Below are 23,756 nucleotides of genomic sequence, written 5' to 3' on the forward strand. Positions count from 1 at the left end.
GTGACAACCGCTCCGTAGCGTCGTCCACGACACGAGGGAACAAGCAGGTCACGGGGATGGAGGCGGTTCGGATGAGGCACGGTGAGGTGCTCGACTTCGAGGAGTACGTACGCACGCGGCAGGACGCCCTGCTGCGCAGCGCGCGCCGTCTCGTGGCCGACCCCGTCGACGCCCAGGACCTCCTCCAGACGGCCCTGGCCCGTACGTACGGCCGCTGGGACGGCATCGCCGACAAGTCCCTCGCCGACGCCTATCTGCGCCGGGTCATGATCAACACCCGGACCGAGTGGTGGCGCTCCCGCAAGCTCGAGGAGGTGCCGACCGAGCAGCTGCCCGACGCGAGCGTGGCCGACGCGACCGAGCAGCACGCCGACCGGGCCCTCCTGATGGACGTCCTGAAGGTGCTCGCGCCGAAGCAGCGCAGCGTCGTCGTCCTGCGCCACTGGGAACAGATGAGCACGGAGGAGACGGCGGCGGCGCTCGGCATGTCGACCGGTACGGTGAAGTCCACGCTCCACCGCGCGCTCGCCCGGCTCCGGCAGGAGCTGGAGAGCCGCGACCTCGACGCCCGCGCCCTGGGGCGGACCGGGGAGCGGACGACCGTACGAGGCGACGAAGGGGGCCGGGAGCGGTGCGCGGCATAGACGACGGGCCCGACGGCGGAAGACACGACGGACCCTTCGACGGCGGCTCCGGCGACGGCCGGAGCGGCGGCCCGGACGGCACCCCTTTCGGCGGGTCCTTCGGGGACTCCTTCGACGGCTTCGGCGACCACCCCTCCGGCGGTGGCGACCGGCTCGCGGCCGGGCGTCGCCGCCCCCGGCGCACCGTCCGGGCGGCGGGCGCCACGGCGACGGCCGGGCTCGTCGCCGTCGGCCTCTCCCTGGCCGCCTGCTCCACCGGCGGCACGGGCTCGCGCGACGAGGGCGCGGCCCGTACCGACGGGATCGCCGCGGCCGCGCCCACCCCCTCCCCCTCGGCCGCCACCGGCCCCCAGTCGGCGGAGCGGGTGGACCCGATCGAGCTGCTCAAGGGCGATCCGAAGCTCGGCGAGCGGTTCAAGGCCGACCTGAAGCCGTGCGCCGCGGACTCGTACCCGGTGGACGCCTCCTACGGCAACCTCACCGACGCGGCCGCCCCCGACGTCGTCGTCAACGTGATGACCTGCGGCGACGGCATCGGCATCGGCACGTACGTGTACCGCGACCGGAGCGGCGGCTACGAGAACGTCTTCACGGCCGAGGACGCGGCGGTGTACGCCACGATCGACCGGGGCGACCTGATCGTCACCAAGCAGGTGTACGCGAAGGGCGACCCGGTCGCGTACCCCTCGGGCGAGGACGTGATCACCTACCGCTGGACGGGCAACCGGTTCACCCAGCACGACTGGGTCCACAACGACTACAGCCGGTCGGTCGGCGAGGGCGAGGGCCTGGAGCCCGCGCCGAGCGAGCCCCCGACGGGCTGAGCCGCCCCCGAAGAGGCTCCGCACCCGAAGAGACCCGGAAAGCGCACGACCCGGAGGAATCCCCCGATGGCCGAAACCCATGTCCTGTTCGTCGAGGACGACGACGTCATCCGTGAGGCCACCCAGCTCGCCCTGGAACGGGACGGCTTCCGGGTCACGGCCATGCCCGACGGCCTCTCCGGCCTGGACTCCTTCCGGGCGCGGCGGCCGGACATCGCCCTGCTCGACGTGATGCTGCCGGGCATGGACGGCGTCAGCCTCTGCCGCCGCATCCGCGACGAGTCGACGGTCCCGGTGATCATGCTGTCGGCGCGCGCCGACTCCATCGACGTCGTCCTCGGCCTGGAGGCCGGGGCGGACGACTACGTCACCAAGCCCTTCGACGGCTCGGTCCTGATGGCCCGCATCCGGGCCGTGCTGCGCCGCTTCGGGCACGCCGCCGGCGGCGAGGGCGGGGACGAGCCGGGGGACGGCGGGCTGCTCGTCTTCGGCGACCTGGAGGTCGACACCGAGGGCATGGAGGTCAGGAGGGGCGGGGCGCCGGTGGCGCTGACCCCGACCGAGATGCGGCTGCTCCTGGAGTTCTCGTCGGCGCCCGGCACCGTGCTGTCCCGGGACAAGCTCCTGGAGCGGGTCTGGGATTACGGCTGGGGCGGCGACACCCGGGTCGTGGACGTCCACGTGCAGCGGCTGCGGGCCAAGATCGGCCAGGACAGGATCGAGACCGTCCGCGGCTTCGGCTACAAGCTCAGGGGCCAGGGCGGGTGAGACCCTTTCCCCTGCGCACCGGGATCCGCTGGAAGATCGCCGTCGCCATCGCGGCGGTCGGCGCCCTCATCGCGGTCGTCCTGAGCGTGGTCGTGCACAACGCCGCCCGCATCTCGATGCTGGACAACGCGCGCGAGGTGCAGATGGAGCGGCTGCTCTTCGCGCAGCGGCTGTACGAGACGTCGAAGCCGAAGGAGCCCCGCTTCGGCACCAAGATCAACGATCCGGCACTGCCGCACCAGCTCGACCGGCTGATGCGGGACAACCGGCGCGGCACGTACGTGCAGGAGCACCGGAACGGCGGCCCGCCCGACGTGTGGGCGGCCGTGCCGCTCGCCAACGGCGACGTGCTCTCGCTGCACATCCCCTTCGCCGACCGCAGCGCGAAGATCATGGGCGATCTGGACCGGGCGCTCGTCATCGGCTCGGTCTCGGTGGTCTTCGGCGGGTGCGCGCTCGGCGTGTTCATCGGCGGCCGGCTCTCGCGGCGGCTGCGGAAGGCGGCCGTGGCGGCCGGCCGGGTCGCCCAGGGCAACACCGACGTGCGGGTGCGGGAGGCCGTCGGCGGGGTCGTACGGGACGAGACCGACGACCTGGCGTGGGCGGTGGACGCCCTGACCGACGCCCTGAACGAGCGGATCGAGGCCGAGCGGCGGGTCACCGCGGACATCGCGCACGAGCTGCGGACCCCCGTCACGGGGCTGCTCACGGCGGCCGAGCTGCTGCCGCCGGGGCGGCCGACGGAGCTGGTGCGGGACCGGGCGCAGGCGATGCGGACGCTGGTCGAGGACGTCCTGGAGGTGGCCCGGCTGGACAGCGCGTCGGAGCGGGCCGAGCTCCAGGAGGTCGCGCTCGGGGAGTTCGTGGAGCGGCGGGTGCGGGCCCTGGACCCCGAGGTGGTCGTCAGGGTCGTCCACGACTCCTGGGTGAACACCGATCCGCGCCGGCTCGAACGGGTCCTGGGCAATCTGCTCGCCAACGCGGCCAAGCACGGGAAGCCGCCGGTGGAGGTGACGGTCGAGGGCCGGGTGGTGCGCGTCCGCGACCACGGTCCGGGTTTCCCGGAGACCCTCCTCAGGGAGGGCCCGAGCCGGTTCCGTACGGGGTCGAGCGACCGCGCGGGCCAGGGCCACGGCCTGGGCCTGACGATCGCGTCCGGCCAGGCCCGGGTCCTGGGCGCCCGGCTGACCTTCCGGAACGTGGCGTCCGAGGGGGCGCCGAACGGGGTGGGCGGGGCCATCGCGGTCCTGTGGCTCCCGGACCACGCGCCGACGAACACGGGCAGCTTCCCGATCCTGCGGCTGCCGGAGCAGTAGGGGCATCCGGTACGGCGACGGGGCGGGACCCCTTTTTCCGGGACCCGCCCCCACCGCCGTATTCGGGTGTCTCAGACCTTCTCGGACACCTTCGCCGCGTCACCGTCGGCGGGCTCCTGCGCGGCGGTCGGACCCGCGCCCCGGAGCGTCACCTCCTTGACGAAGAAGGCGAGGACGAAGGCGAGGACGGCGACCCCGGCGGCGAGCAGGAAGGCGCCGTGGGTGCCGGAGGCGACCGCGTGCTGGTAGGCCTCGCGGAGCTGGGCCGGGAGCTTGGCGAGGCTCGCCGCGTCGAGCTGGGCGGTCCGCGCCGTCAGGTCCGACCCGCCCCGGGCGGCCATCTCGTCCTGGACGCGGGAGGTGAAGAGCGCGCCCATGATCGCGACGCCGAAGGAGGAGCCGAGCGTCCGGAAGAGGGTGGTGGAGGAGGAGGCGACGCCCATGTCCTTCATCTCCACGCTGTTCTGGGCGACCAGCATGGTGATCTGCATGAGGAAGCCCATGCCGGCGCCGAGGACGGCCATCCAGACCCCGGAGACCAGGCGGGAGGTGCCGGTGTCCATGGTGGAGAGCAGGAAGAGGCCGGCCGTCATGAGGGCGCCGCCCGCGATGGGGAAGACCTTGTACCTGCCGGTGTTGGTGGTGACCCGGCCCGCGACCAGCGAGACGATCATCATCGAGAGCAGCATCGGCAGGAGGAGCAGTCCGGAGTTGGTCGCGGAGGCGCCCTGGACGGACTGCTGGAAGAGCGGCAGGTAGAGGACCGCGCCGAACATCACGAAGCCGGCGATGAAGCCGATCAGGGACATCAGGGTGAAGTTGCGGCTGCGGAAGATGTGCAGCGGGACGATCGGGTCGCTCGCCCGGGTCTCCACCCACAGGAAGGCGAGGAGCGCGGCGACGCCGCCGACCGCGAGGCCGACGATGGTGGCCGAGCCCCAGGCGTACTCCGTGCCGCCCCAGGTGGTGACCAGGACGATGGCGGTGATGCCGACGGTCAGGAGCGCGGCTCCGGCGAAGTCGATCCGGGTGTCCTTGTTCCGCGGCTTCTTCGGCAGGTGCAGGACGGTGGTGACCATGGCGAGGGCGACGGCGCCGAGCGGCAGGTTGATGTAGAAGGACCAGCGCCAGCCCCAGTGGTCGGTGATGGTGCCGCCGACGAGAGGGCCGCCGATCATGGCGAGGGCCATCACGCCGGCCATCATGCCCTGGTACCGGCCGCGCTCGCGGGGCGGGATGAGGTCGCCGATGATCGCCATCACGCCGACCATGAGGCCGCCGGCGCCGAGGCCCTGGACCGCGCGGAAGCCGATGAGCTGGCCCATGTCCTGGGCCATGCCGCTGAGCGCCGAGCCGATCAGGAAGATCACGATCGAGGTGAGGAAGACGCCCTTGCGGCCGAACATGTCGCCGAGCTTGCCCCAGAGCGGGGTGGAGGCGGCGGTGGCCAGGGTGTAGGCGGTGACGACCCAGGAGAGGTGCTCCAGGCCGCCGAGCTCGCCGACGATGGTCGGCATCGCGGTGCCGATGATCATGTTGTCCAGCATCGCGAGGAGCATCGCGATCATGAGGGCGAGCAGGACGACGCGGACGCTGCGTGCCGGCGGGGCCTCTCCCTCTGGTGTTTGAACGGTCTGTTGCGTCGCCATGTCATTCCCTTACTTGCCGCCCGGCTAGTTACTACACTGGGAACGGTAGAACCGTAACTAGCCGGTCGTCAAGTAAGTTCTTTGGAAAGTGGAGGGCACCCCATGGCCCGAGGCAACACCCGTCAGCGCATCCAGGACGTGGCCCTCGAACTCTTCGCGGAGCAGGGCTACGAGAAGACCTCCCTGCGCGAGATCGCGGAACGCCTCGACGTCACCAAGGCGGCGCTCTACTACCACTTCAAGACCAAGGAAGACATCCTGATCGGGATCTTCCAGGACCTGACCAGGCCGATGGACGAGCTGATCGCCTGGGCCGGGGAGCAGCCCCGCACGATCGAGACCAAGAGGGAGATCGTGCGCCGCTACCAGGTGGCGCTGCTCGCGGCGGCGCCGCTCTTCCGCTTCATGCAGGAGAACCAGGCCGCCGTGCGCGAGCTGAGCGTCGGGCTCACCTTCAAGGAGCGCATGATCGAGCTGACCGGCCTGCTGTACGACGACGACTTCCCCGTCAAGGAGAAGGTCCGCTGCATCAGCGCGGTCTTCACGCTCCACGCGGGCACGTTCTTCATGCAGAACGTCGAGGGCGACCCCGAGGAGAAGCACGAAGCCGTCCTCGAGGTCGCCCTCGATCTCATCGACGAGGCCCACCGGGCCTCCTAGGGGTACTACGGGGTTCGGCCGATCAGATGCCGACGCCGTGGGCGCGCAGGAAGGCGGCCGGGTTGACGGCGGAGCCGTAGTTCGGGGTGGTGCGGATCTCGAAGTGCAGGTGGGGGCCGGAGGAGTTGCCGGTGTTGCCCGAGAGGGCGATCTTCTGGCCGGCGCCGACCTTCTGGCCGATCTTGACCTGGATCTTCGACAGGTGGGCGTACTGCGAGTACTTGCCGTTGGCGTGCTTGACCACGATGGCGTTGCCGTACGCGGGGCCGTCGCCGCCGCCGTACGGGCCGGCCTTCACGACGGTGCCGGCGCCGGCGGCCTTGACCGGGGTGCCGACCGGGACGGCGAAGTCCTGGCCGGAGTGCTTGTGGGCCCACATGGCGCCGCCCTGGTTGAAGCTGGCGCTGAGGGTGTAGGAGGCGACCGGCTTCACCCAGGCCGGAGCCTTCTTGGCGGCGACGGCCTTCTTGGTGGCGGTCGCCTTCACGGCGGTCGCCTTGACGGTGACGTTCTTCGCGGCGGCGGCCTTCACCTGGGCGGCGAGGTGCGCCTGGGTCTCGGCCTGGGCGGCGACGGCGGCGGACGCGGTCGCGGCGGTCGGGACGACGGCCTTGCCCTCGGCGGCGAAGGCGGACCCTGCTCCGGCCACCAGCGACGCTCCCAGGCCGGCAGTGGCGAGAGCGACGGCGGCGGCACGGGTGGCGGGGTTCATAACGCGCTTCGACATACGGGGGAAAACCTCCGGGGAGTACGGGACCCGGCGCGCTTTCGGTGCGGCGTCGGGCTTGCTCATCCTTGGTAACCCGGACCCCCATCCAGGCCAAAACACCCCATCTACGACATAGCGTCGTAGCGATCACCGAGGAAGTTCAGGCCTTGACCACCGGGAACGAGGGCTGCGAAATCGGACATAACCACCCAAGAAAACCGGTTTAACCGCACGTCTCGGCGCCCCGAACCGGCCAGGAGGCCGTTCCGGGCCCGGGCCGGGGCCCCCGGGGACCTTCGACCCGCCACTTCGTACCCGTACGTCCGAAATAAACGCCAATGTTCACCACTATTCCGGTTAGTACCCCTCGAAACCCCTGTGCGCCTTGTCACCAGGAGGGCGTTCCGGATGGGATCTGGGTCACGCGAAAAGCCCTTCCGGATGGGACCTGGGTCACGTGACGGGGGCCACGGAAAGGGGTCCCGGGCCTTTTGAAAAGGCCGGGAAAGCGGCCCGGGTCACACCGCCGCCCCTCCTCCGCCTCCTCCCCCACTACGCTGACCGCTTCGGGGAGACACAGGGGGTCACCAATGGAACCGGCACTCATCGGCACACGCCTCGCCTCGGCCGCGACCGGCCCGCTCCTGAAGAAGCTCCTGGCGGGCGAGGGCCCCGGGGCGGGCCTCGTCCGCAAGGACGCCGAGGTCCGGCTCTCCGGCCTCGTCTCCTTCCGGGGCGAGAAGCGCACCTTCACCGAGAAGGACGTCCGCAAGCTGGCCGCCACCCTGGTGGAACGCTCCTGGCAGGGGGCCGGGGAGCCGCCGTTCCCCGCCGACGAGACCGAGGCCGTCACCGACGCCCTCGCCGCGAACCTGCTGGCCCTGGGCGACCTCGACATGGACGACGTCCAGGCCGTGCGCCTCGGCCACCGCGACCTCGCCCGCCGGCTGCGGGCCGCCGCCCCGGCCCCCGACGGCCTCTCCACCGACTCGGTCCTCTACCTGGAGACCATGACCGAGTGGGCCTGCCTGCACATCCTGGAGTTCTTCACCAAGCGCTCCACCTTCATCGCCCGCAGCCTGGTCGAGCAGACCCGCGCCCAGGCCGAGCTCCTGGCCCGGGTCGACGCCGTCCTCACCCGCGTCCCGGCGCCCGAGAGCGAGGACGCGGCCTTCGAGCGCCGCTATCTGGCCCACCTCGCGAAGAAGCACGGCCGCCTGACGATCTACGGCGTCGACCTGCACCACTCACCGGACGAGTGGCCGCTGGACATGGCGTACCTGTCCCTGGAGGCGACGGGCGGGGAGGGCGCGCACGAGACCTCCGGCCGGCAGCGGGAACAGGCCTCCGTCCGCGCCGACCTCGCCCTCGCCCGCCACGAGAAGATCCTCCTGCGCGGCCTCGCGGGCTCCGGCAAGACCACGCTCGTCCAGTGGCTGACGGTCTCGGCGGCGGCGACCGAGGACCGGCCGGAGGGCATGGCCTACCTCCGGGGCCGCGTCCCCTTCGTCCTGCCCCTGCGGGCCCTCACCCGCCACGGCGAGCGGCTGCCCTCCCCCGACCGCTTCCTGTCCGCCGCCGGCTGCCCGCTCACCCCGCCCGACGGCTGGACCGACCGGGTCCTCGCGGCCGGGCGGGGCCTGGTCCTGGTCGACGGCATCGACGAGATCCCCGAGGCCGAGCGCGGCCGGGCCCGGGACTGGCTGCGGGACCTCCTCGGCGCGTACGAGGGCAACCGCTGGCTCGTCACCTCGCGCCCCACCGCCGTACGGGACGACTGGCTGGCCCCGGACGGCTTCGCCGAGCTGACCCTCGCGCCGATGGCCCGCGCGGAGGTCGCCACCTTCGTACGGCGCTGGCACCAGGCCGCCGGTCGGGACGCGGCGGTCTACGAGCAGCCGCTCCTGGACTCCCTGCGGACCGCCGAGCACGTGGCCCAGCTCGCCACCAACCCCCTGATGTGCGGTCTGATCTGCGCCCTCCACCGCGACCGGCGCGGCTTCCTGCCCCGGGGCCGCAAGGCCCTCTACGAGGCGGCGCTGTCCATGCTCCTGTCCCGGCGCGACCGGGAGCGGGACATGGGCGCCCCGACCGGCCTCGTCCTCGACGAGGCCCCGCAGATCCAGCTGATCCAGCGCCTGGCGTACTGGCTGACGCGCAACGGGCGCACGCAGATGGACCGCGACCGCGCCTCGTCGATCGTCGCCGAGGCCGTCCCGGCGGTCCCGGACGCCTCGGCGTACCCCCCGGACCGGGTCTTCACCCACCTCCTCCACCGCAGCGGCCTCCTGCGCGAGCCCACCGCCGACACCGTCGAGTTCGTCCACCGCACCTTCCAGGACTACCTCGCCGCGAAGGCCCTCGTGGACCACTGGGACATCGGCGTCCTCGTCCACCACGCCGCCGACGACCAGTGGGAGGACGTCATCCGCATGGCGGTGGGCCACGCCCGGCCGCGCGAGTGCGCGGAGATCCTGCGGGAGCTGCTGTCGGCGGCGGACGCGACGGAGGACCGGCGGGTGCGGTTGCGGCTCACCCTCCTGGCGGCGACGGCCCTGGACCACGCGACGGAGCTGTCCCCGGACCTCCGGGAGGAGGTGCTGCGGAGGACGGGGGAGGTGATTCCGCCGCGTACGCCCGAGGAGGCCCGGCAGCTGGCGCAGGTCGGTCCGCTGGTGCTCGAGCTGCTGGGCTCGCCGGAGAACCTGAGCAATGATGAGGCACGTACCTCGGTGATCACCGCGACCCGCGTCACGACCGACGCGGCGCTCCCCTACCTCGCCCGCTTCGCGCGTCACCCGTCGCTCGAGGTCCGCTCGCAGCTCATCTGGGCGTGGTCCCGCTTCGACACGGAGCGGTACGCCGAGGAGGTCGTCTCGCAGCTGGTCCCGGACCAGCTGTTCTACACCGTGACGGACGACAAGCAGGCCGGCGCCCTGGCCGCGCTCGGGCTCCGGCCCGAACGCCTGGACATCCGCTACAACGTCACGGAGCGCGGCGTGGGGCTGTTGCACCCGCTGCTCCCCCACGTCCGGTACCTCGACCTCTGCCAGATCGGGGCACCGGTGCTCGAACACCTCGCCGACCTCGGCCTGCCGGGCGTGATGGACGTGAGGGTACGCGTCGCGTCCGACGGACCGTCCTTCGAAACGCTCGCCCGTGCCTTCCCCCGGCTCGAGACGCTCCATATCTTCGGGGACGAGCTGCTCCCCTCGTACGGCCGCTCCGAGCTGGAGTGCTTCCGGGAGCTGCACAGCGTCAACGTCTACCGCACGCGGAGCAGCTGGGCCCTTCCGGGACGATGAACGCGAAAGGGGCGGCCCCGGAACCGTTCTGGTTCCGGGGCCGCCCCTTCGTGCTCAGGCGCTATGCCTTACGCGTCCTTCGAGAGGTTCGGGCCAGGGCCGCCCGCCGCCTCGACCGGCGGGGCGTCCGGCAGGGCCGACTTCTCCTCGCCGCGGAAGGTGAACTTGCGCTCCTCGCCCTCGCCCTCCGTGTCCACGACCACGATGTGACCGGGGCGCAGCTCGCCGAAGAGGATCTTCTCCGAGAGCGTGTCCTCGATCTCGCGCTGGATCGTCCGGCGCAGCGGCCGGGCGCCCATCACCGGGTCGTAACCCTTCTTGGCGAGCAGCTCCTTCGCGGACTGGGAGAGCTCGATGCCCATGTCCCGGTCCTTCAGGCGCTCGTCCACGCGGCTGATCATCAGGTCGACGATCTGGAGGATGTCGTCCTGGGTCAGCTGCGGGAAGACGATGATGTCGTCCACACGGTTGAGGAACTCCGGGCGGAAGTGCTGCTTCAGCTCGTCGCTGACCTTCGCCTTCATCCGCTCGTAGTTGGACTTCGTGTCGCCCTGCGCCGCGAAGCCCAGGTTGAAGCCCTTCGAGATGTCCCTGGTCCCGAGGTTGGTCGTCATGATGATGACCGTGTTCTTGAAGTCCACGACCCGGCCCTGGGAGTCGGTCAGGCGACCGTCCTCCAGGATCTGGAGAAGGGAATTGAAGATATCGGGGTGGGCCTTCTCGACCTCGTCGAAGAGGACGACGGAGAACGGCTTGCGGCGCACCTTCTCGGTGAGCTGGCCGCCCTCTTCGTAGCCGACGTATCCGGGCGGCGAACCGAAGAGACGGGAAACCGTGTGCTTCTCGCTGAACTCCGACATGTCGAGGGAGATCATCGCGTCCTCGTCGCCGAAGAGGAATTCGGCGAGGGCCTTCGACAGCTCGGTCTTACCGACACCGGACGGACCGGCGAAGATGAACGAGCCACCGGGGCGCTTCGGGTCCTTCAGACCGGCCCGCGTACGGCGGATCGCCCGCGAAAGACCGATGACGGCGTCCTTCTGGCCGATGACGCGCTTGTGGAGCTCGTCCTCCATGCGCAGCAGACGCGAGGACTCCTCCTCGGTCAGCTTGAAGACCGGAATGCCGGTGGCGGTCGCGAGGACCTCGGCGATCAGCTCGCCGTCGACCTCGGCGACGACGTCCATGTCGCCGGCCTTCCACTCCTTCTCGCGCTTGGCCTTCGCGGCGAGGAGCTGCTTCTCCTTGTCGCGCAGGGACGCGGCCTTCTCGAAGTCCTGCGAGTCGATCGCGGACTCCTTGTCGCGGCGGACGCCGGCGATCTTCTCGTCGAACTCGCGGAGGTCCGGCGGCGCGGTCATCCGGCGGATGCGCATCCGGGAACCGGCCTCGTCGATCAGGTCGATCGCCTTGTCCGGCAGGAAGCGGTCCGAGATGTACCGGTCGGCCAGGGTCGCGGCCTGGACGAGGGCCTCGTCGGTGATGGAGACCCGGTGGTGGGCCTCGTACCGGTCGCGCAGACCCTTGAGGATCTCGATGGTGTGCGGCAGCGACGGCTCGGCGACCTGGATGGGCTGGAAGCGGCGCTCCAGGGCCGCGTCCTTCTCCAGGTACTTCCGGTACTCGTCGAGCGTGGTGGCGCCGATGGTCTGGAGCTCACCGCGGGCCAGCATCGGCTTGAGGATGCTGGCGGCGTCGATCGCGCCCTCGGCGGCGCCCGCACCCACGAGGGTGTGGAGCTCGTCGATGAACAGGATGATGTCGCCGCGGGTGCGGATCTCCTTGAGGACCTTCTTCAGGCGCTCCTCGAAGTCACCGCGGTAGCGGGAGCCGGCGACCAGGGCGCCGAGGTCCAGGGTGTAGAGGTGCTTGTCCTTGAGGGTCTCGGGCACCTCGCCCTTGACGATGGCCTGGGCCAGGCCCTCGACGACGGCGGTCTTGCCGACGCCGGGCTCGCCGATGAGGACCGGGTTGTTCTTGGTGCGGCGGGACAGCACCTGCATGACCCGCTCGATCTCCTTCTCGCGCCCGATGACCGGGTCGAGCTTGGATTCGCGGGCCGCCTGGGTGAGGTTCCGGCCGAACTGGTCGAGGACCAGGGACGTCGAGGGGGTGCCCTCGGCAGGACCGCCGGCCGTGGCGGCTTCCTTGCCCTGGTAGCCGGAGAGCAGCTGGATCACCTGCTGCCGGACCCGGTTGAGATCGGCGCCCAGCTTCACGAGGACCTGGGCGGCGACGCCCTCGCCCTCGCGGATGAGGCCGAGCAGGATGTGCTCGGTGCCGATGTAGTTGTGGCCGAGCTGGAGGGCCTCCCGGAGCGACAGCTCCAGGACCTTCTTGGCACGAGGGGTGAAGGGGATGTGCCCGGACGGGGCCTGCTGGCCCTGGCCGATGATCTCCTCCACCTGCTGGCGGACCGCCTCGAGCGAAATCCCGAGGCTCTCCAGGGCCTTAGCGGCGACACCCTCACCCTCGTGGATAAGGCCCAGAAGGATGTGCTCGGTGCCGATGTAGTTGTGGTTGAGCATCCGGGCTTCTTCCTGAGCCAGGACGACAACCCGCCGCGCGCGGTCGGTGAACCTCTCGAACATCGTTAATCGCTCCTCAGAGCGGTCAGTCAGTTAGGGGTCGATCCCCTCCCTGTCCTTCCGCAGCTTAGTCCCGCAAGCGGGGACCGCTCATTCCAACTGCCGACATCCGTCCGGATCACCCCCTTGTCCGTGGGGAGACCTGCTGCCGAACAGCCGACAAATGCTCCAACCCGATGGTGCGAGACGATGTTCCCGCAGGCCAAGTAGTTAGCCGCGCCTTCAGTACGCCGATGGCGAACGTGAGACGCCGAAGCCCGCGAGGCACCCCTCTCCACTAGGAATGTCTTACCCGTAAGTACCGACACTCCATGCCGCGCACCCCGGTTCCCTCCGCTACCAGCGAACACCCTTGCGCGCTCGAATGCACTCGTACGCCCCATCCCGGACACCTTGCGCGTCCGGCGGGGGACGGTGCGTCACGGCGGGGCCCCTCCGGAACGGGTCCGGGGGCGTAACCAAGACGCCCCCGCGGGAGTTCCTCCGGGCATGGCCCTCACCGTTCCGTCCCCCCGCGCGCCGCTCGACGACGGTCCGGCGCGGTGGTACGAGGACGAGCTCGGCTGGGCGACGCTGGCGGGCCCGCCGGTGGCACTGGTCACGGGGCTGCGCTTCGACGTCCTGGAGCTGCCCGCCGCGGCCGGTCGCGGTGTCCTGCGCCGGGTCGGTGCGGCGACCGGGCCGGTGGCCCTGGCGGGGCACCGGATGCGGCTGCTCGTGGCCGCGGGGAGCGCGGAGGAGCTGCCGGGACTGCTCGACTGGCTGGAGTGGGGCGGGATCGCCCTGGACCTCGCGGCCCTCGGCGCCGACGGCCGGATGACCGCGCCCCTTCCCCCGGGGCGGGACCGCTCCGGCGCACCGGACGCCCCGGTGTGGCTGCGGGCCCCCGTGCCGGGGCGCGGGGTCGAGGCCTCGCTCCCGGCCCTGCGGGCCGCGCCGTGGGGCGGAGGGGGCGCCCCCTGCCTGGTGCGGCTCGTGGCCGCCGCAGCCGTCGAGTGCCATCGGGTGCGGCTGCTGAGTGCGCGGGCCCGTGGGCCGGCGGCTCAGCAGCTGCCGCCTCAGCGGTTCGCGTCCTCGTAGGCGGCCTTGACCTTCGCCGGGACGCGGCCGCGGTCGTTCACGTCGTGGCCGTTCTCCTTGGCCCACGCGCGGATCTTCGCGGTGTCGGCGCTGCCGCCCGTGGCGGCCCGGCCCTTGCCGCGGGGCGCGGCGGCACGGCCGCCGGTGCGCCGGCCGCTCTTGGTGTAGGGCTCGAGCAGACCGCGGAGCTTTTCCGCGTTCGCGGTGGTGAGGTCGATCTCGTAGGTCTTGCCGTCCAGCGCGAACGTCACGGTCTCGTCCGCCTCGACGCCGTCGAGGTCGTCGACAAGAAGGACCTGAACCTTCTGTGCCACCGGATTTCCTTTCATCGAAAATGCAGTACGCGGAAAGGAAACCGCTTTTCCCGGAAAAACACAAACCCCTGGGAGAGGTTCAGAACCCCGGCGGCGCGGGAAACGTGCGCGATTCGGACATAGGGTTCCGTGCGGGGTTCCCGGTCGGGTTACGTACGGGTTCCCCGCGGGTTCCACAGGGGTTCGGGGCGTCGTTCCGGGCCCGCTTCGGGATCGGTTCGGGATCGGTTCGGTCCGCTTCCGGGTCAGAGGTGCAGAAGCATCCGGCTGTTGCCCAAGGTGTTCGGCTTCACTCGTTCGAGACCGAGGAACTCCGCGACTCCCTCGTCATAGGAACGCAGGAGCTCGCTGTAGACATCTCCGTCGACCGGGGTCTCGCCGATCTCGGCGAAGCCGTGCTTGGTGAAGAAGTCGACTTCGAAGGTCAGGCAGAATACCCGCCGCACCCCGAGCCATCGGGCGGTGTGCAACAACTTGTCGAGCACCTGATGTCCGACGCCGGCTCCCCTGAACTCGGGATCGACGGCGAGAGTGCGCACTTCGGCGAGGTCTTCCCACATCACGTGGAGTGCGCCGCAGCCGACGACGACGGCGTCCTCGTCGCGTTCCGCCACCCAGAACTCCTGGATGGACTCGTAAAGCGTGACGGTCGCCTTGTCGAGGAGGATCCCGCGCCGGACGAAAGGATCGACGAGCCGGCGGATCGCGGCGACATCGCCGGTGCGGGCCCTGCGTACGGTGACGGCTTTGGCGGAGGCCGGGGAAGCGGCCGGGGAGACAGACGGCGACATGGGGGGACGCTATCGCTCCTCGGTCCCGGTTTCCCCTCCGGCCTCTTCGCGTCCGGCTTCTCCACGTCCCGCTTCTTCGCGTCCGGCTTCTTCGCGCGGGGCCGGCGGGGCGGGGGGCGGAAGCGGGGTGTCGCGCTGGACGATCCGGACGGCGTCGTCGAGGGCGTCGCGCTGGTCCGGGGACATCATGCCGAAGAAGGCGACGAGGGCGGCGGCGGGATTGTCGCTCCGGCTCCACGCCTCGTTCATCAGCGCGGCCGCGTAGGCGGCGCGGGTGGAGACCGCCGTATACCGATAGGCGCGGCCTTCGACCTCCCGGCGGACCCAGCCCTTCTGGTGGAGATTGTCCATGACGGTCATGACGGTGGTGTAGGCGATGGACCGTTCCTGCTGGAGGTCCTCCAGAACTTCCCGGACGGTCACCGGGCGGTTCCATTGCCATACGCGCGTCATGACGGCGTCTTCGAGCTCTCCCAAAGGACGGGGCACAGCGCCACCATAGTGCGCAAAACGCCGCGAAGCGTCGATTGACGGCAGGAAACCGGGCAGAACCGGGCGCGGGGGGAGCGAAAAGGACGCACGGCCCCGGAAGGCCGTACGTCCCCGGTGACGCGGACCCCGAAGGGGTCAGGAGGCGGCGGGACCGCCCGGCTGGCGGGTGGCCTCGGCGCGGGCGAGGGCGGCGTCGACGGCCGCGTCCTCCTTGGCCTTGTTCGGGCCGCCCTGGCTCTTGACGATCGTGACGACGAGGGCGATGAAGAACGCGGCCATCACGACGGGGGGCAGGAGCGCGGATACGTAGTCCATGGCGACCAGGGTAGCTATCCGGCGGCCCGCTCCTCGGGCGGGGGCGGCGGAACGGGCCTCCGGCGCGGCGGGAACACCTCGGAGGGCTTGGGCACCGGGCGCTCCGTCGGGACGGGCGGGTTCGGCTTGGGCTCGTCGGCCGCCGTGCGGCCGCCGGGCAGGGCGAGCAGCCGGGCCCTGGGGGCGCGGTCGGCCGCGGGGGCGGTGGCCTGGACGACCCGGGCCAGGCGCGCGCGTACGGAGCGTTCGGCGAGGCCCTGGCAGCGGGCGAGCAGCTCGGCGGCCGCGGGGTTGCGGCGCAGCGCGCGCAGGGCGGCGAGGTCGTCGGCCCCGGGGTCGTACCCGGCGGCCAGCGCGTCCCGGAGGAGCTCCAGGTAGCCGCTGAGGGAGCCCGGCAGGGCCTCGCGGTAGCGGGCCAGGTCGGCGAGGAGGAAGGCGCGCAGCCGGCCGGCCTCGCACACCGCCTCGTCCACGGATTCGGCCAGGCGCAGGCAGTCCTGGACGTCCTCGTCCTGGAGGGGGGCGGGGTGAAGGGCGATGGCAAGGGCGCGGCGGAGCACACGCAGCTCGTCCGCGCTGAACGCCATGCCGCCACGGGATCCGTATGGCGTGGGCATGGGCCGACGGTACGCGCTAATCGGACAATTTTCGCTTAGGGATCATTACGGCGCGCCGGTCGGCAGCCGTTCGGCGGCGCGGGGCCCTCCGTCCGTGTCGGCCGCCCCTTCTCCGGGAGGGGCGGCCGTACGGGTCCTACATGCGCGAGACGTTCCGCTCGTACACCAGGCGCAGGCCGATCAGGGTCAGCCAGGGCTCGTGCTCGTCGATCTCCGTCGACTCGCCGAGGACCATGGGGGCCAGGCCGCCCGTCGCGATCACGGTCACGTCGGAGGGGTCGCCCTGGGGGCCGACCAGCTCGCGCTTCATCCGGGCCACCACGCCGTCGACCTGGCCCGCGTAGCCGTAGATGATGCCCGACTGCATCGCCTCGACCGTGTTCTTGCCGATCACGTTCCGCGGGCGGGCCAGCTCGATCTTGCGGAGCATCGCCCCGCGCACGCCCAGCGCCTCCACCGAGATCTCGATGCCCGGCGCGATCGCCCCGCCCGCGTACTCGCCGCGCGCGGTGACCGCGTCGTACGTCGTCGCCGTGCCGAAGTCGACGACGATCGCCGGGCCGCCGTACAGCTCGACCGCCGCGGCCGCGTTGATGACGCGGTCCGCGCCGACCTCCTTCGGGTTGTCGGTGATGACCGGGACGCCCGTCTTGACGCCCGGCTCCACCAGGACCGCCGGCACGTCCCCGTAGTACCGGCGGGTGACCTCCCGCAGCTCGTGCAGGACCGAGGGGACCGTCGCGCAGATCGCGATCCCCTCGATGCCGTCGCTCAGCTCGACGCCGAGCAGCGGGTGCATCCCCATCAGGCCCTGGAGCAGGACCGCCATCTCGTCGGCGGTCCGGCGCGGATCCGTGGAGATCCGCCAGTGCTCGACGATCTCGTCCCCGTCGAAGAGGCCGAGGACCGTGTGCGTGTTGCCGACGTCGATGGTGAGCAGCATCAGGCCCGCACCTCGCGCAGGTCGAGGCCGATGTCGAGGATCGGGGAGGAGTGGGTGAGGCCGCCGACCGCCAGGTAGTCGACGCCGGTCGCCGCGTACGCCGCCGCGTTGTCCAGGGTGAGGCGGCCCGACGACTCCAGGACGGCGCGGCCCGCGACGAGCGCCACGGCCTCCTCGGTCTCGGCCGGGGTGAAGTTGTCCAGCAGGATCAGGTCGGCGCCCGCGTCCAGGACCTCGCGGACCTGGTGCATCGTGTCGACCTCGACCTCGATCGGCACCTCGGGGAACAGCTCGCGCACCGCCTTGAAGGCCTCGGCCACGCCGCCGGCCGCCACCACGTGGTTGTCCTTCACCAGGGCCGCGTCCGACAGCGACATGCGGTGGTTGACGCCGCCGCCGCAGCGGACCGCGTACTTCTCCAGGGCGCGCAGGCCCGGCGTCGTCTTGCGGGTGTCGCGGACCTTCGCCCTCGTGCCCTCCAGGGCGTCCGCCCACGCGCGCGTGGCGGTGGCGATGCCGGAGAGGCGACACAGGATGTTGAGCGCGCTGCGCTCGCCGGTGAGCAGGTCGCGGGTGCGGGCGGTGACGCTCAGGAGCGTCTGCCCGGCCTCGACGCGCTCGCCGTCCTCGACGTGCCGCTCGACCTCGAACTCGTCGGTGCAGACGATCGACAGGACCGCCTCCGCGACCCGCAGGCCGGCCACCACGCCGGCCTCGCGGGCGGTGAAGTCGGCGGTGGCGACGGCCTCCTCGGGGACGGTCGCCACGGTCGTCACGTCGACCCCGCCGTCGAGGTCCTCCGCGATCGCCAGGTGGGCGACGTCCTCCACCTGGACCGGGTCGAGGCCGGCGTCGGCGAGCAGCCCGGCGAGCGCCGGGTCGAGCCCGCACTCGAACTCCTCGCCGCAGCCGCAGCCGTCGCCGCAGCCGCCGGCCTCCTCGGCCGCCGCCCCGGGGGCGCTGATCTGGATGAGGGGGACGTCCACGGGCTCGGGACGGGATTCCTCGGGCGTGCTCACTTACGGCTCCCTGGGGGCATCGGCGGTGGGGAAGGGTCAGGCGGTGACGGTGGGGGGCAGGTCGTGCGTGGCGGTCGTCCGGACGTCCAGCGCCCGCTCCGGCGTCAGGCGTACGACGAGGTGCCGGCGCCAGTGCGCGTCGTCGCGCTCCGGGCGGTCCTCGCGCCAGTGGCAGCCGCGGGTCTCCTCGCGGCGGCGGGCGGCGGCGACCAGGACCCGGGCGACGCACAGCAGGTTGGTGGTCTCCCAGGAGTCCACGCCCGGCTCGGCGGCCTTGCTGTCGTCGGTGCCGCCCGCCACGGCCTCCTCGTGCAGCGCGTCGAGGGCGTCGGCGGCCTCCCGCAGGCTGGCCTCCGAGCGCAGCACTCCGGCGCCGTTCGTCATGATCCGCTGGATGCGGGTCCGGGCGTCCGTCCCGGGCAGCGGCAGGGTCACCGGGGCCGGGTGCGGCACCGGGGCGCCCGCCGCGCGCGGGGCCGCCGCCACGATGTCCTCCACGATCCGCTCGGCGAAGACCAGGCCCTCCAGGAGCGAGTTCGAGGCGAGCCGGTTGGCGCCGTGGACGCCCGTGCAGGCCACCTCCCCGCACGCGTACAGGCCGGGGACGGTGGTCCGGCCCCGCAGGTCGGTGCGGACGCCGCCGGAGGCGTAGTGGGCGGCCGGGGCCACCGGGATCGGCTCGGTGACCGGGTCGATGCCGTGGGCGCGGCAGGCGGCCAGGATCGTCGGGAAGCGCCGCTCCCACATCTCCGCCCCGAAGTGCCGGGCGTCGAGGTACATGTGCTCGGTGCCGTGCTCCTGCATCCGGCGCGTGATCGCCTTGGCGACGACGTCCCGGGGCGCCAGCTCGGCCAGCTCGTGCTGCCCGAGCATGAAGCGGACCCCGTCCGCGTCGACCAGGTGCGCGCCCTCGCCCCGTACCGCCTCGGAGACCAGCGGCTGCTGGCCCTCGGCGCCCGCGCCGAGGAAGAGCACGGTCGGGTGGAACTGGACGAACTCCAGGTCGGAGACCTCGGCCCCGGCGCGCAGCGCGAGCGCCACGCCGTCGCCGGTGGAGACCGCCGGGTTGGTGGTGGCCGAGAAGACCTGGCCCATGCCGCCGGTGGCGAGGACCACCGCGGGCGCGTGGACCGCGCCGACGCCGTCGTGCCGGCCCTCGCCCATGACGTGCAGGGTCACGCCCGCCGTACGTCCCTCGGCGTCCGTGAGGAGGTCCAGGACGAGGGCGTGCTCGATCGTCCGCACGCCCCGGTCGCGTATCGCCTCGACCAGGGCGCGGGAGATCTCGGCGCCGGTCGCGTCGCCGCCCGCGTGGGCGATCCGGCGCCGGTGGTGGCCGCCCTCGCGGGTCAGCGCGATCTCGCCCTCGGAGGTCTTGTCGAAGTCGGCGCCGGTCTCGATGAGCCGGCGGACGGCGTCGGGGCCCTCGGTGACGAGGGTCCGCACGGCCCGCTCGTCGCAGAGCCCGGCGCCCGCGACGAGGGTGTCGTCGAGGTGCTGCTCGGGGGTGTCGCCCTCGCCGAGCGCGGCGGCGATGCCGCCCTGGGCCCAGCGGGTGGAGCCGTCGTCGAGCCGGGCCTTGGTGACCACGACCGTACGGAGCCCGGCGGCGGTGCAGCGCAGGGCGGCGGTGAGGCCGGCGACACCGGAGCCGACCACCACGACGTCGGCGTCGATGGCCCAGCCCGGTGCGGGGGCGTGCAGCCGTATTCCGGTCACTTGGTGGCTCCGAGGGTCGGGGTTTCGGGGCTCGGGGGCCCGAAGCTCAGGGGGATGTTGTCGATGAGGCGCGTGGTCCCCACGCGCGCGGCGACGGCGAGGACCGCGTCGCCGTCGTGGTCGTCGGCGACCTCGGTGAAGTCGGCCGGGTCCACCAGGGCCAGGTAGTCCAGGGTGAGCGGCGGCTCCGCCCCGGCCGCCTCCTCCAGGATCGCGCGGGCGGCGGCGCGCACGGCTCCGGGGCCGCCGCACTCGGCGGCCTGCGCGACCGCGTGGGCGTCGGCGGCGGCCCGGGCCTCGCCGAGTCGGGAGAGCGCCTCGGCCCGGTTCTCGGCCCGGTCCCGTCCGTTCGGCAGGGCGTCGGCACGCGCGCGCAGCGCCTCCTGGGCGGCGAGCCGCTCCCGGCCGGCGAACAGCGCGCGGGACAGGGCCAGGGCGGTGCGACGCTCCCCGGCCGACAGGTAGCGGTTGCGGCTGGAGAGGGCCAGGCCGTCGTCCTCGCGGACGGTCTCCACGCCGACGACCTCGACCGGGAAGTTCAGGTCCCGGACCATGCGCCGGATCAGGGCCAGCTGCTGGGCGTCCTTCTGGCCGAAGAGGGCCAGGTCGGGGGCGGTGAGGTGGAGCAGCTTGGCGACGACGGTCAACATGCCGTCGAAGTGGCCGGGCCGGGAGGCGCCTTCGAGCCGCTCGCCCATGGGACCCGCGGTGATCCGGACCTGCGGCTCGCCGCCCGGATAGACCTCGTCCGCGGAGGGCGCGAAGACGACGCTCGCGCCCGCGTCGAAGGCCAGCTCCAGGTCGGCGTCCAGGGTGCGCGGGTAGCGGTCGAGGTCCTCGCCCGCGCCGAACTGGAGCGGGTTGACGAAGACGGTGACGACGACGAAGCCGTCCGCCCCCACGCGGGCGCGTGCGGCGCGGATCAGGGTGGCGTGGCCCTCGTGGAGCGCGCCCATGGTCATGACGACGGCGTTGCGCCCGGGCGCGCCGTGCCGCGCGACGGCGTCCCGGAGGTCCCGGGCGGTGGGGACCAGCGCGGCGGGCTCGTGACGGACGGGCCGGCCGGAGCCGACGCGGGCGGGGTCGCGGCCGGAGACCTGACCGGGGTGCCGGTCGGGGGCCTGGGCGGGGTCTTGGCCGGGAGCCGGGGCGCGGGTCCGGCCGGGGTCCTGGCCAAGGGCCTGGCCGAGGGCCTGACCGGAGTCCTGGCCAAAGGCCTGACCGGGGTCCTGGTCGGGGCTCCGGTCGGTGGCCGAGGGACGTTCCCGGGTGGAGGCGGGCTCGCGGGCGGGCAGGCTCATCGGTCGTCTCCTTGCGGCCCGTCGGCGGATCCGGTGGTGCCGGTCGTGCCGGGCGCGGCCGACGGGGTCTCGGCGAGCACCCCCAGCAGGTCCTCGGCCAGCTCGGGCTTGAGCAGGCCGTGCGCGAGCGCCCGGTCGGCGGTCGTCCGGGCCATCGCCAGGTAACCGGTGACGGTACCGGGCGCGTGCTTGCGCAGCTCGGCCACGTGGGCGGCGACCGTTCCGGCGTCCCCGCGCGCGACCGGGCCGGTCAGGGCCGCGTCCCCGGACCGCAGGGCGTTGTCGAGGGCGGCGCCCAGGAGGGGGCCGAGCATCCGGTCGGGGGCGGCGACCCCGGCCTTGTGGAGCAGCTCCATCGACTGGGCCACCAGGGTGACCAGGTGATTCGCGCCGAGGGCGAGGGCCGCGTGGTAGAGCGGGCGGGCCTCCTCGGCGATCCACTCGGGCTCGCCGCCCATCTCGATCACCAGAGCCTCGGCGGCGAGCCGCAGCTCCTCGGGCGCGGTCACCCCGAAGGAGCATCCGGCGAGCCGCTGCACGTCGACGGCGGTGCCGGTGAAGGTCATGGCGGGGTGCAGGGCGAGCGGCAGGGCACCGGCCCGGCGGGCGGGGTCGAGGACCCGCGCCCCGTACCGCCCGGAGGTGTGCGCGATCAGCTGCCCCGGCCGTACGGCCCCGGTGTCCGCGAGGCCCTCGACCAGGCCGGGCAGGGCGTCGTCCGGGACGGTGAGCAGGACCAGGTCCGCGAGGGCGAGGACGCGCGCGGGCTCCACGACCGGCACGTCCGGCAGGAGCGCGGCGGCGCGGCGGCGCGAGGCGTCGGAGACCGCCGAGACGGCGACGGGGCGGTGTCCGGCGAGCCGGAGGGAGGCGGCGAGGGCGGGGCCCACCCGGCCGGCGCCGACGACTCCGACGGTGAGCCGGGCGGGTCGGTCCTCGGCGCGGGGCTCTGGCGCTGCTGGTGCGTTCACGGTGGGGACGGCCTTCCGTTCCAGTCCTCGGCGGGTACCGGACGATTTCTGGTCATGCTACGCCAGGGGCGGGGCCCGTCCGCGGCTGTCCACAGGGTGGGGGCGACGGTGTGATGATCGATCCATGGAACCTGTGGAAACCGGTGACGCGACCCGTGCCCCGGCCCGTGACGCGACTCGTGACGCGGCCCGTGGCACGACCCTTCCCGCCGGCTTCGCCGACGAGGAGGCGGCCCGGCTCCGCCGGGCGGAGGTCTGGGGCGGTGCCCGGCGGAAGCTGTGGCGCTCCGCCGCGGACGGCACGGTCGGGGAGCGGCTGCGCGAGTTGGCCGGGTGGGCGGAGGCCGCCGGTCACGGCGGGGCGGTGCCCGACGCGTACGGCGACGGCCCGGTGGAGACCCTGGAGCGGCGGGTCGCCGGGGAGCTGGGCCTGCCCGCCGCCGTCTTCTTCCCGACCGGCACCATGGCCCAGCAGGTGGCGCTGCGCTGCTGGGCCGGGCGCACCGGCAGCCCCGTCGTCGCCCTCCACCCGCTCGCCCACCCGGAGGTCCACGAGGGCGGGGCGCTCGGGGCCGTCTCCGGACTCCGGACCACGCACCCCACCGACGCGCCCCGGCTGCCGACCGCCGAGGAGGTGCGGGACCACCCGGAGCCGTTCGGGACGCTGATGCTGGAGCTGCCGCTGCGGGACGCCGGTTTCGTGCTGCCCTCCTGGGAGGAGCTGGTGGAGGTGGTGGAGGCGGCCCGGGAGCGGGACGCCGTCGTCCACTTCGACGGGGCGCGCCTGTGGGAGTGCGCGACGCACCTCGGCCGGGGGCTCGCGGAGATCGCGGGGCTCGCCGACAGCGTCTACGTGTCGTTCTACAAGTCCCTCGGCGGTCAGTCGGGGGCCGCGCTCGCCGGGCCCGAGGACGTCGTGGAGGAGGCCCGGATCTGGCGGCACCGGTACGGAGGCCGGGTCTTCCAGCAGTACCCGGCGGCGCTCTCCGCGCTCCGGGGCCTGGACGTCGAGCTGCCCCGGCTGCCCGCGTACACGGCCCACGCGCGCGTGGTGGCCGGCGCGCTCCGGGAGGCGTTCGCGGAGGCGGGCACGGGCTGGTTCCGGGTCCACCCCGAGGTCCCGCACACCCACCAGTTCCAGGTCTGGCTGCCGTACGACCCCGAGGTCCTGACGGCCGCGGCCCTCGCCCAGACGGAGGCCACCGGCACCGTCCTCTTCCGCCGCTGGTCCGCCCCGGGCCGGGGCGGTCCGCCGGGCGTCGCCCTGACCGAGCTGACGGTGGCGGGGCCGGGCCTGGAGTGGACGGCGGAGGACGTACGGGAGGCGGCACGGGACTTCCTGTCGCGGCTGCCGGGCGCCTCGTCGCGGCCGCCCGGGACCGGGGTCTGACGGGCGCCTCAGCACGCCGGGCGGCGACTCCCGGAGCGCCCCAGGCGGCGCAGGGCCCCGCGGAGGGCGCCCCCGGCCGGGCGCCCCGCGAGGACCCGTTCGAAGCGGCGCCGGTCGCGGACCGCCCGCAGGACGGCGACGTCGTGGGTGCCGGGCGCCGGGGGCGGCGGCTCGCCGATCGCGGCGGATCGGTAGGTGTCGAAGAGGTACTGGTGCAGCGCGTTCATGCCCCCACCGTGCGCCGCTCCCCGGCGCCCCGGCCCGCCGTTTGACGGGGCTCGTCAAACGGCGGCCCGGCCCGTCCGCGGGCGTCGGTTGACGGCTCCCGTCAATCGGCGCGA

The 23,756-nt window shown here is 72.9% G+C and carries 22 protein-coding genes; 8 read left to right on the forward strand and 14 right to left on the reverse strand.

Annotation, left to right across the window (positions count from 1 at the left end; all coding sequences use genetic code 11):
• Positions 1 to 71 precede the first annotated feature (71 nt).
• The 4 genes from ACIQD7_RS28195 (at position 72) to cseC (ending at position 3,552) form a co-directional block, all read left to right on the forward strand.
• Positions 72 to 644 carry a SigE family RNA polymerase sigma factor gene (locus ACIQD7_RS28195; RefSeq protein WP_030219524.1) on the forward strand — a complete coding sequence of 191 codons (573 nt, stop codon included), beginning with the start codon at positions 72 to 74 and terminating at the stop codon, positions 642 to 644.
• Entirely contained in the window at positions 632 to 1,468 is an 837-nt protein-coding gene (locus tag ACIQD7_RS28200; protein WP_402445232.1) for a hypothetical protein, read from the forward strand. Before ACIQD7_RS28195 ends, ACIQD7_RS28200 begins: the two co-directional genes overlap by 13 nt.
• 66 nt (positions 1,469 to 1,534) lie before the next feature.
• Complete coding sequence (gene cseB, locus ACIQD7_RS28205) at positions 1,535 to 2,236, forward strand: two-component system response regulator CseB (RefSeq protein ID WP_402445234.1); 702 nt, start codon at positions 1,535 to 1,537, stop codon at positions 2,234 to 2,236.
• Positions 2,233 to 3,552, forward strand: coding sequence for a two-component system sensor histidine kinase CseC (gene cseC / locus ACIQD7_RS28210; RefSeq protein WP_402445236.1), 1,320 nt, complete (start codon positions 2,233 to 2,235; stop codon positions 3,550 to 3,552). Before cseB ends, cseC begins: the two co-directional genes overlap by 4 nt.
• A gap of 71 nt (positions 3,553 to 3,623) precedes the next feature.
• On the opposite strand, the gene ACIQD7_RS28215 is transcribed toward cseC, so the two are convergent.
• A complete protein-coding gene (locus ACIQD7_RS28215) occupies positions 3,624 to 5,201 on the reverse strand; it encodes an MDR family MFS transporter (RefSeq protein ID WP_402445239.1) in 1,578 nt (525 codons plus the stop codon).
• A gap of 102 nt (positions 5,202 to 5,303) precedes the next feature.
• Between ACIQD7_RS28215 and ACIQD7_RS28220 the strand changes: the two genes are divergently transcribed.
• Positions 5,304 to 5,861: a TetR/AcrR family transcriptional regulator gene (locus tag ACIQD7_RS28220; RefSeq protein ID WP_161372831.1), complete on the forward strand. Its 558-nt coding sequence runs from the start codon at positions 5,304 to 5,306 to the stop codon at positions 5,859 to 5,861.
• Between the two features lie 22 nt (positions 5,862 to 5,883).
• Here the strand turns inward: ACIQD7_RS28220 and ACIQD7_RS28225 are convergent, their stop codons facing one another.
• On the reverse strand, positions 5,884 to 6,588 hold the full coding sequence (locus ACIQD7_RS28225) for a M23 family metallopeptidase (RefSeq protein ID WP_121832329.1): 705 nt from the start codon (positions 6,586 to 6,588) through the stop codon (positions 5,884 to 5,886).
• A 572-nt stretch (positions 6,589 to 7,160) separates the two neighbouring features.
• On the opposite strand from ACIQD7_RS28225, the gene ACIQD7_RS28230 reads away from it, so the two are divergent.
• Positions 7,161 to 9,875 carry an NACHT domain-containing protein gene (locus tag ACIQD7_RS28230; protein ID WP_402445241.1) on the forward strand — a complete coding sequence of 905 codons (2,715 nt, stop codon included), beginning with the start codon at positions 7,161 to 7,163 and terminating at the stop codon, positions 9,873 to 9,875.
• A 68-nt stretch (positions 9,876 to 9,943) separates the two neighbouring features.
• Here the strand turns inward: ACIQD7_RS28230 and ACIQD7_RS28235 are convergent, their stop codons facing one another.
• On the reverse strand, positions 9,944 to 12,466 hold the full coding sequence (locus ACIQD7_RS28235) for an ATP-dependent Clp protease ATP-binding subunit (protein ID WP_121832327.1): 2,523 nt from the start codon (positions 12,464 to 12,466) through the stop codon (positions 9,944 to 9,946).
• A gap of 486 nt (positions 12,467 to 12,952) precedes the next feature.
• Between ACIQD7_RS28235 and ACIQD7_RS28240 the strand changes: the two genes are divergently transcribed.
• A complete protein-coding gene (locus ACIQD7_RS28240; RefSeq protein WP_402445244.1) occupies positions 12,953 to 13,543 on the forward strand; it encodes an SCO3374 family protein in 591 nt (196 codons plus the stop codon).
• Here the strand turns inward: ACIQD7_RS28240 and ACIQD7_RS28245 are convergent.
• From ACIQD7_RS28245 to ACIQD7_RS28290, 10 genes are all read right to left on the reverse strand, one after another.
• Positions 13,522 to 13,857, reverse strand: coding sequence for an Lsr2 family protein (locus ACIQD7_RS28245; RefSeq protein ID WP_121832325.1), 336 nt, complete (start codon positions 13,855 to 13,857; stop codon positions 13,522 to 13,524). The genes ACIQD7_RS28240 and ACIQD7_RS28245 overlap by 22 nt on opposite strands.
• A 245-nt stretch (positions 13,858 to 14,102) precedes the next feature.
• The gene (locus ACIQD7_RS28250; RefSeq protein WP_121832324.1) at positions 14,103 to 14,648 is read right to left on the reverse strand and encodes an amino-acid N-acetyltransferase; all 546 of its coding nucleotides are present in this window, start codon (positions 14,646 to 14,648) and stop codon (positions 14,103 to 14,105) included.
• Positions 14,649 to 14,657: 9 nt separating this feature from the next.
• Positions 14,658 to 15,137 carry a BlaI/MecI/CopY family transcriptional regulator gene (locus ACIQD7_RS28255; RefSeq protein WP_402445246.1) on the reverse strand — a complete coding sequence of 160 codons (480 nt, stop codon included), beginning with the start codon at positions 15,135 to 15,137 and terminating at the stop codon, positions 14,658 to 14,660.
• Positions 15,138 to 15,275: 138 nt separating this feature from the next.
• On the reverse strand, positions 15,276 to 15,455 hold the full coding sequence (locus tag ACIQD7_RS28260; RefSeq protein ID WP_121832322.1) for a hypothetical protein: 180 nt from the start codon (positions 15,453 to 15,455) through the stop codon (positions 15,276 to 15,278).
• A 14-nt stretch (positions 15,456 to 15,469) separates the two neighbouring features.
• Positions 15,470 to 16,042 (reverse strand): hypothetical protein, encoded by a 573-nt coding sequence (locus tag ACIQD7_RS28265; protein ID WP_390755817.1) that lies wholly within the window; start codon positions 16,040 to 16,042, stop codon positions 15,470 to 15,472.
• 166 nt (positions 16,043 to 16,208) lie between these two features.
• Positions 16,209 to 17,015, reverse strand: a complete 807-nt coding sequence (locus tag ACIQD7_RS28270) for a type III pantothenate kinase (protein WP_121833915.1) — start codon at positions 17,013 to 17,015, stop codon at positions 16,209 to 16,211.
• A complete protein-coding gene (gene nadC, locus ACIQD7_RS28275) occupies positions 17,015 to 18,034 on the reverse strand; it encodes a carboxylating nicotinate-nucleotide diphosphorylase (protein WP_402445248.1) in 1,020 nt (339 codons plus the stop codon). Before nadC ends, ACIQD7_RS28270 begins: the two co-directional genes overlap by 1 nt.
• A 36-nt stretch (positions 18,035 to 18,070) precedes the next feature.
• Positions 18,071 to 19,753, reverse strand: coding sequence for an L-aspartate oxidase (locus ACIQD7_RS28280; protein ID WP_402445250.1), 1,683 nt, complete (start codon positions 19,751 to 19,753; stop codon positions 18,071 to 18,073).
• On the reverse strand, positions 19,750 to 21,054 hold the full coding sequence (gene panC, locus ACIQD7_RS28285; RefSeq protein ID WP_402445251.1) for a pantoate--beta-alanine ligase: 1,305 nt from the start codon (positions 21,052 to 21,054) through the stop codon (positions 19,750 to 19,752). The genes ACIQD7_RS28280 and panC overlap by 4 nt, the downstream gene beginning before the upstream one ends.
• Positions 21,051 to 22,025 carry a Rossmann-like and DUF2520 domain-containing protein gene (locus ACIQD7_RS28290; RefSeq protein WP_121833498.1) on the reverse strand — a complete coding sequence of 325 codons (975 nt, stop codon included), beginning with the start codon at positions 22,023 to 22,025 and terminating at the stop codon, positions 21,051 to 21,053. The genes panC and ACIQD7_RS28290 overlap by 4 nt, the downstream gene beginning before the upstream one ends.
• A gap of 124 nt (positions 22,026 to 22,149) precedes the next feature.
• On the opposite strand from ACIQD7_RS28290, the gene ACIQD7_RS28295 reads away from it, so the two are divergent.
• Complete coding sequence (locus ACIQD7_RS28295) at positions 22,150 to 23,415, forward strand: threonine aldolase family protein (RefSeq protein ID WP_402445252.1); 1,266 nt, start codon at positions 22,150 to 22,152, stop codon at positions 23,413 to 23,415.
• An 8-nt stretch (positions 23,416 to 23,423) separates the two neighbouring features.
• Here the strand turns inward: ACIQD7_RS28295 and ACIQD7_RS28300 are convergent, their stop codons facing one another.
• The gene (locus tag ACIQD7_RS28300; RefSeq protein WP_402445254.1) at positions 23,424 to 23,642 is read right to left on the reverse strand and encodes a hypothetical protein; all 219 of its coding nucleotides are present in this window, start codon (positions 23,640 to 23,642) and stop codon (positions 23,424 to 23,426) included.
• Positions 23,643 to 23,756: the final 114 nt, after the last annotated feature.

Origin of the sequence: Streptomyces sp. NPDC093071, assembly GCF_044754545.1 — a bacterium.
GTDB lineage: Bacteria > Actinomycetota > Actinomycetes > Streptomycetales > Streptomycetaceae > Streptomyces.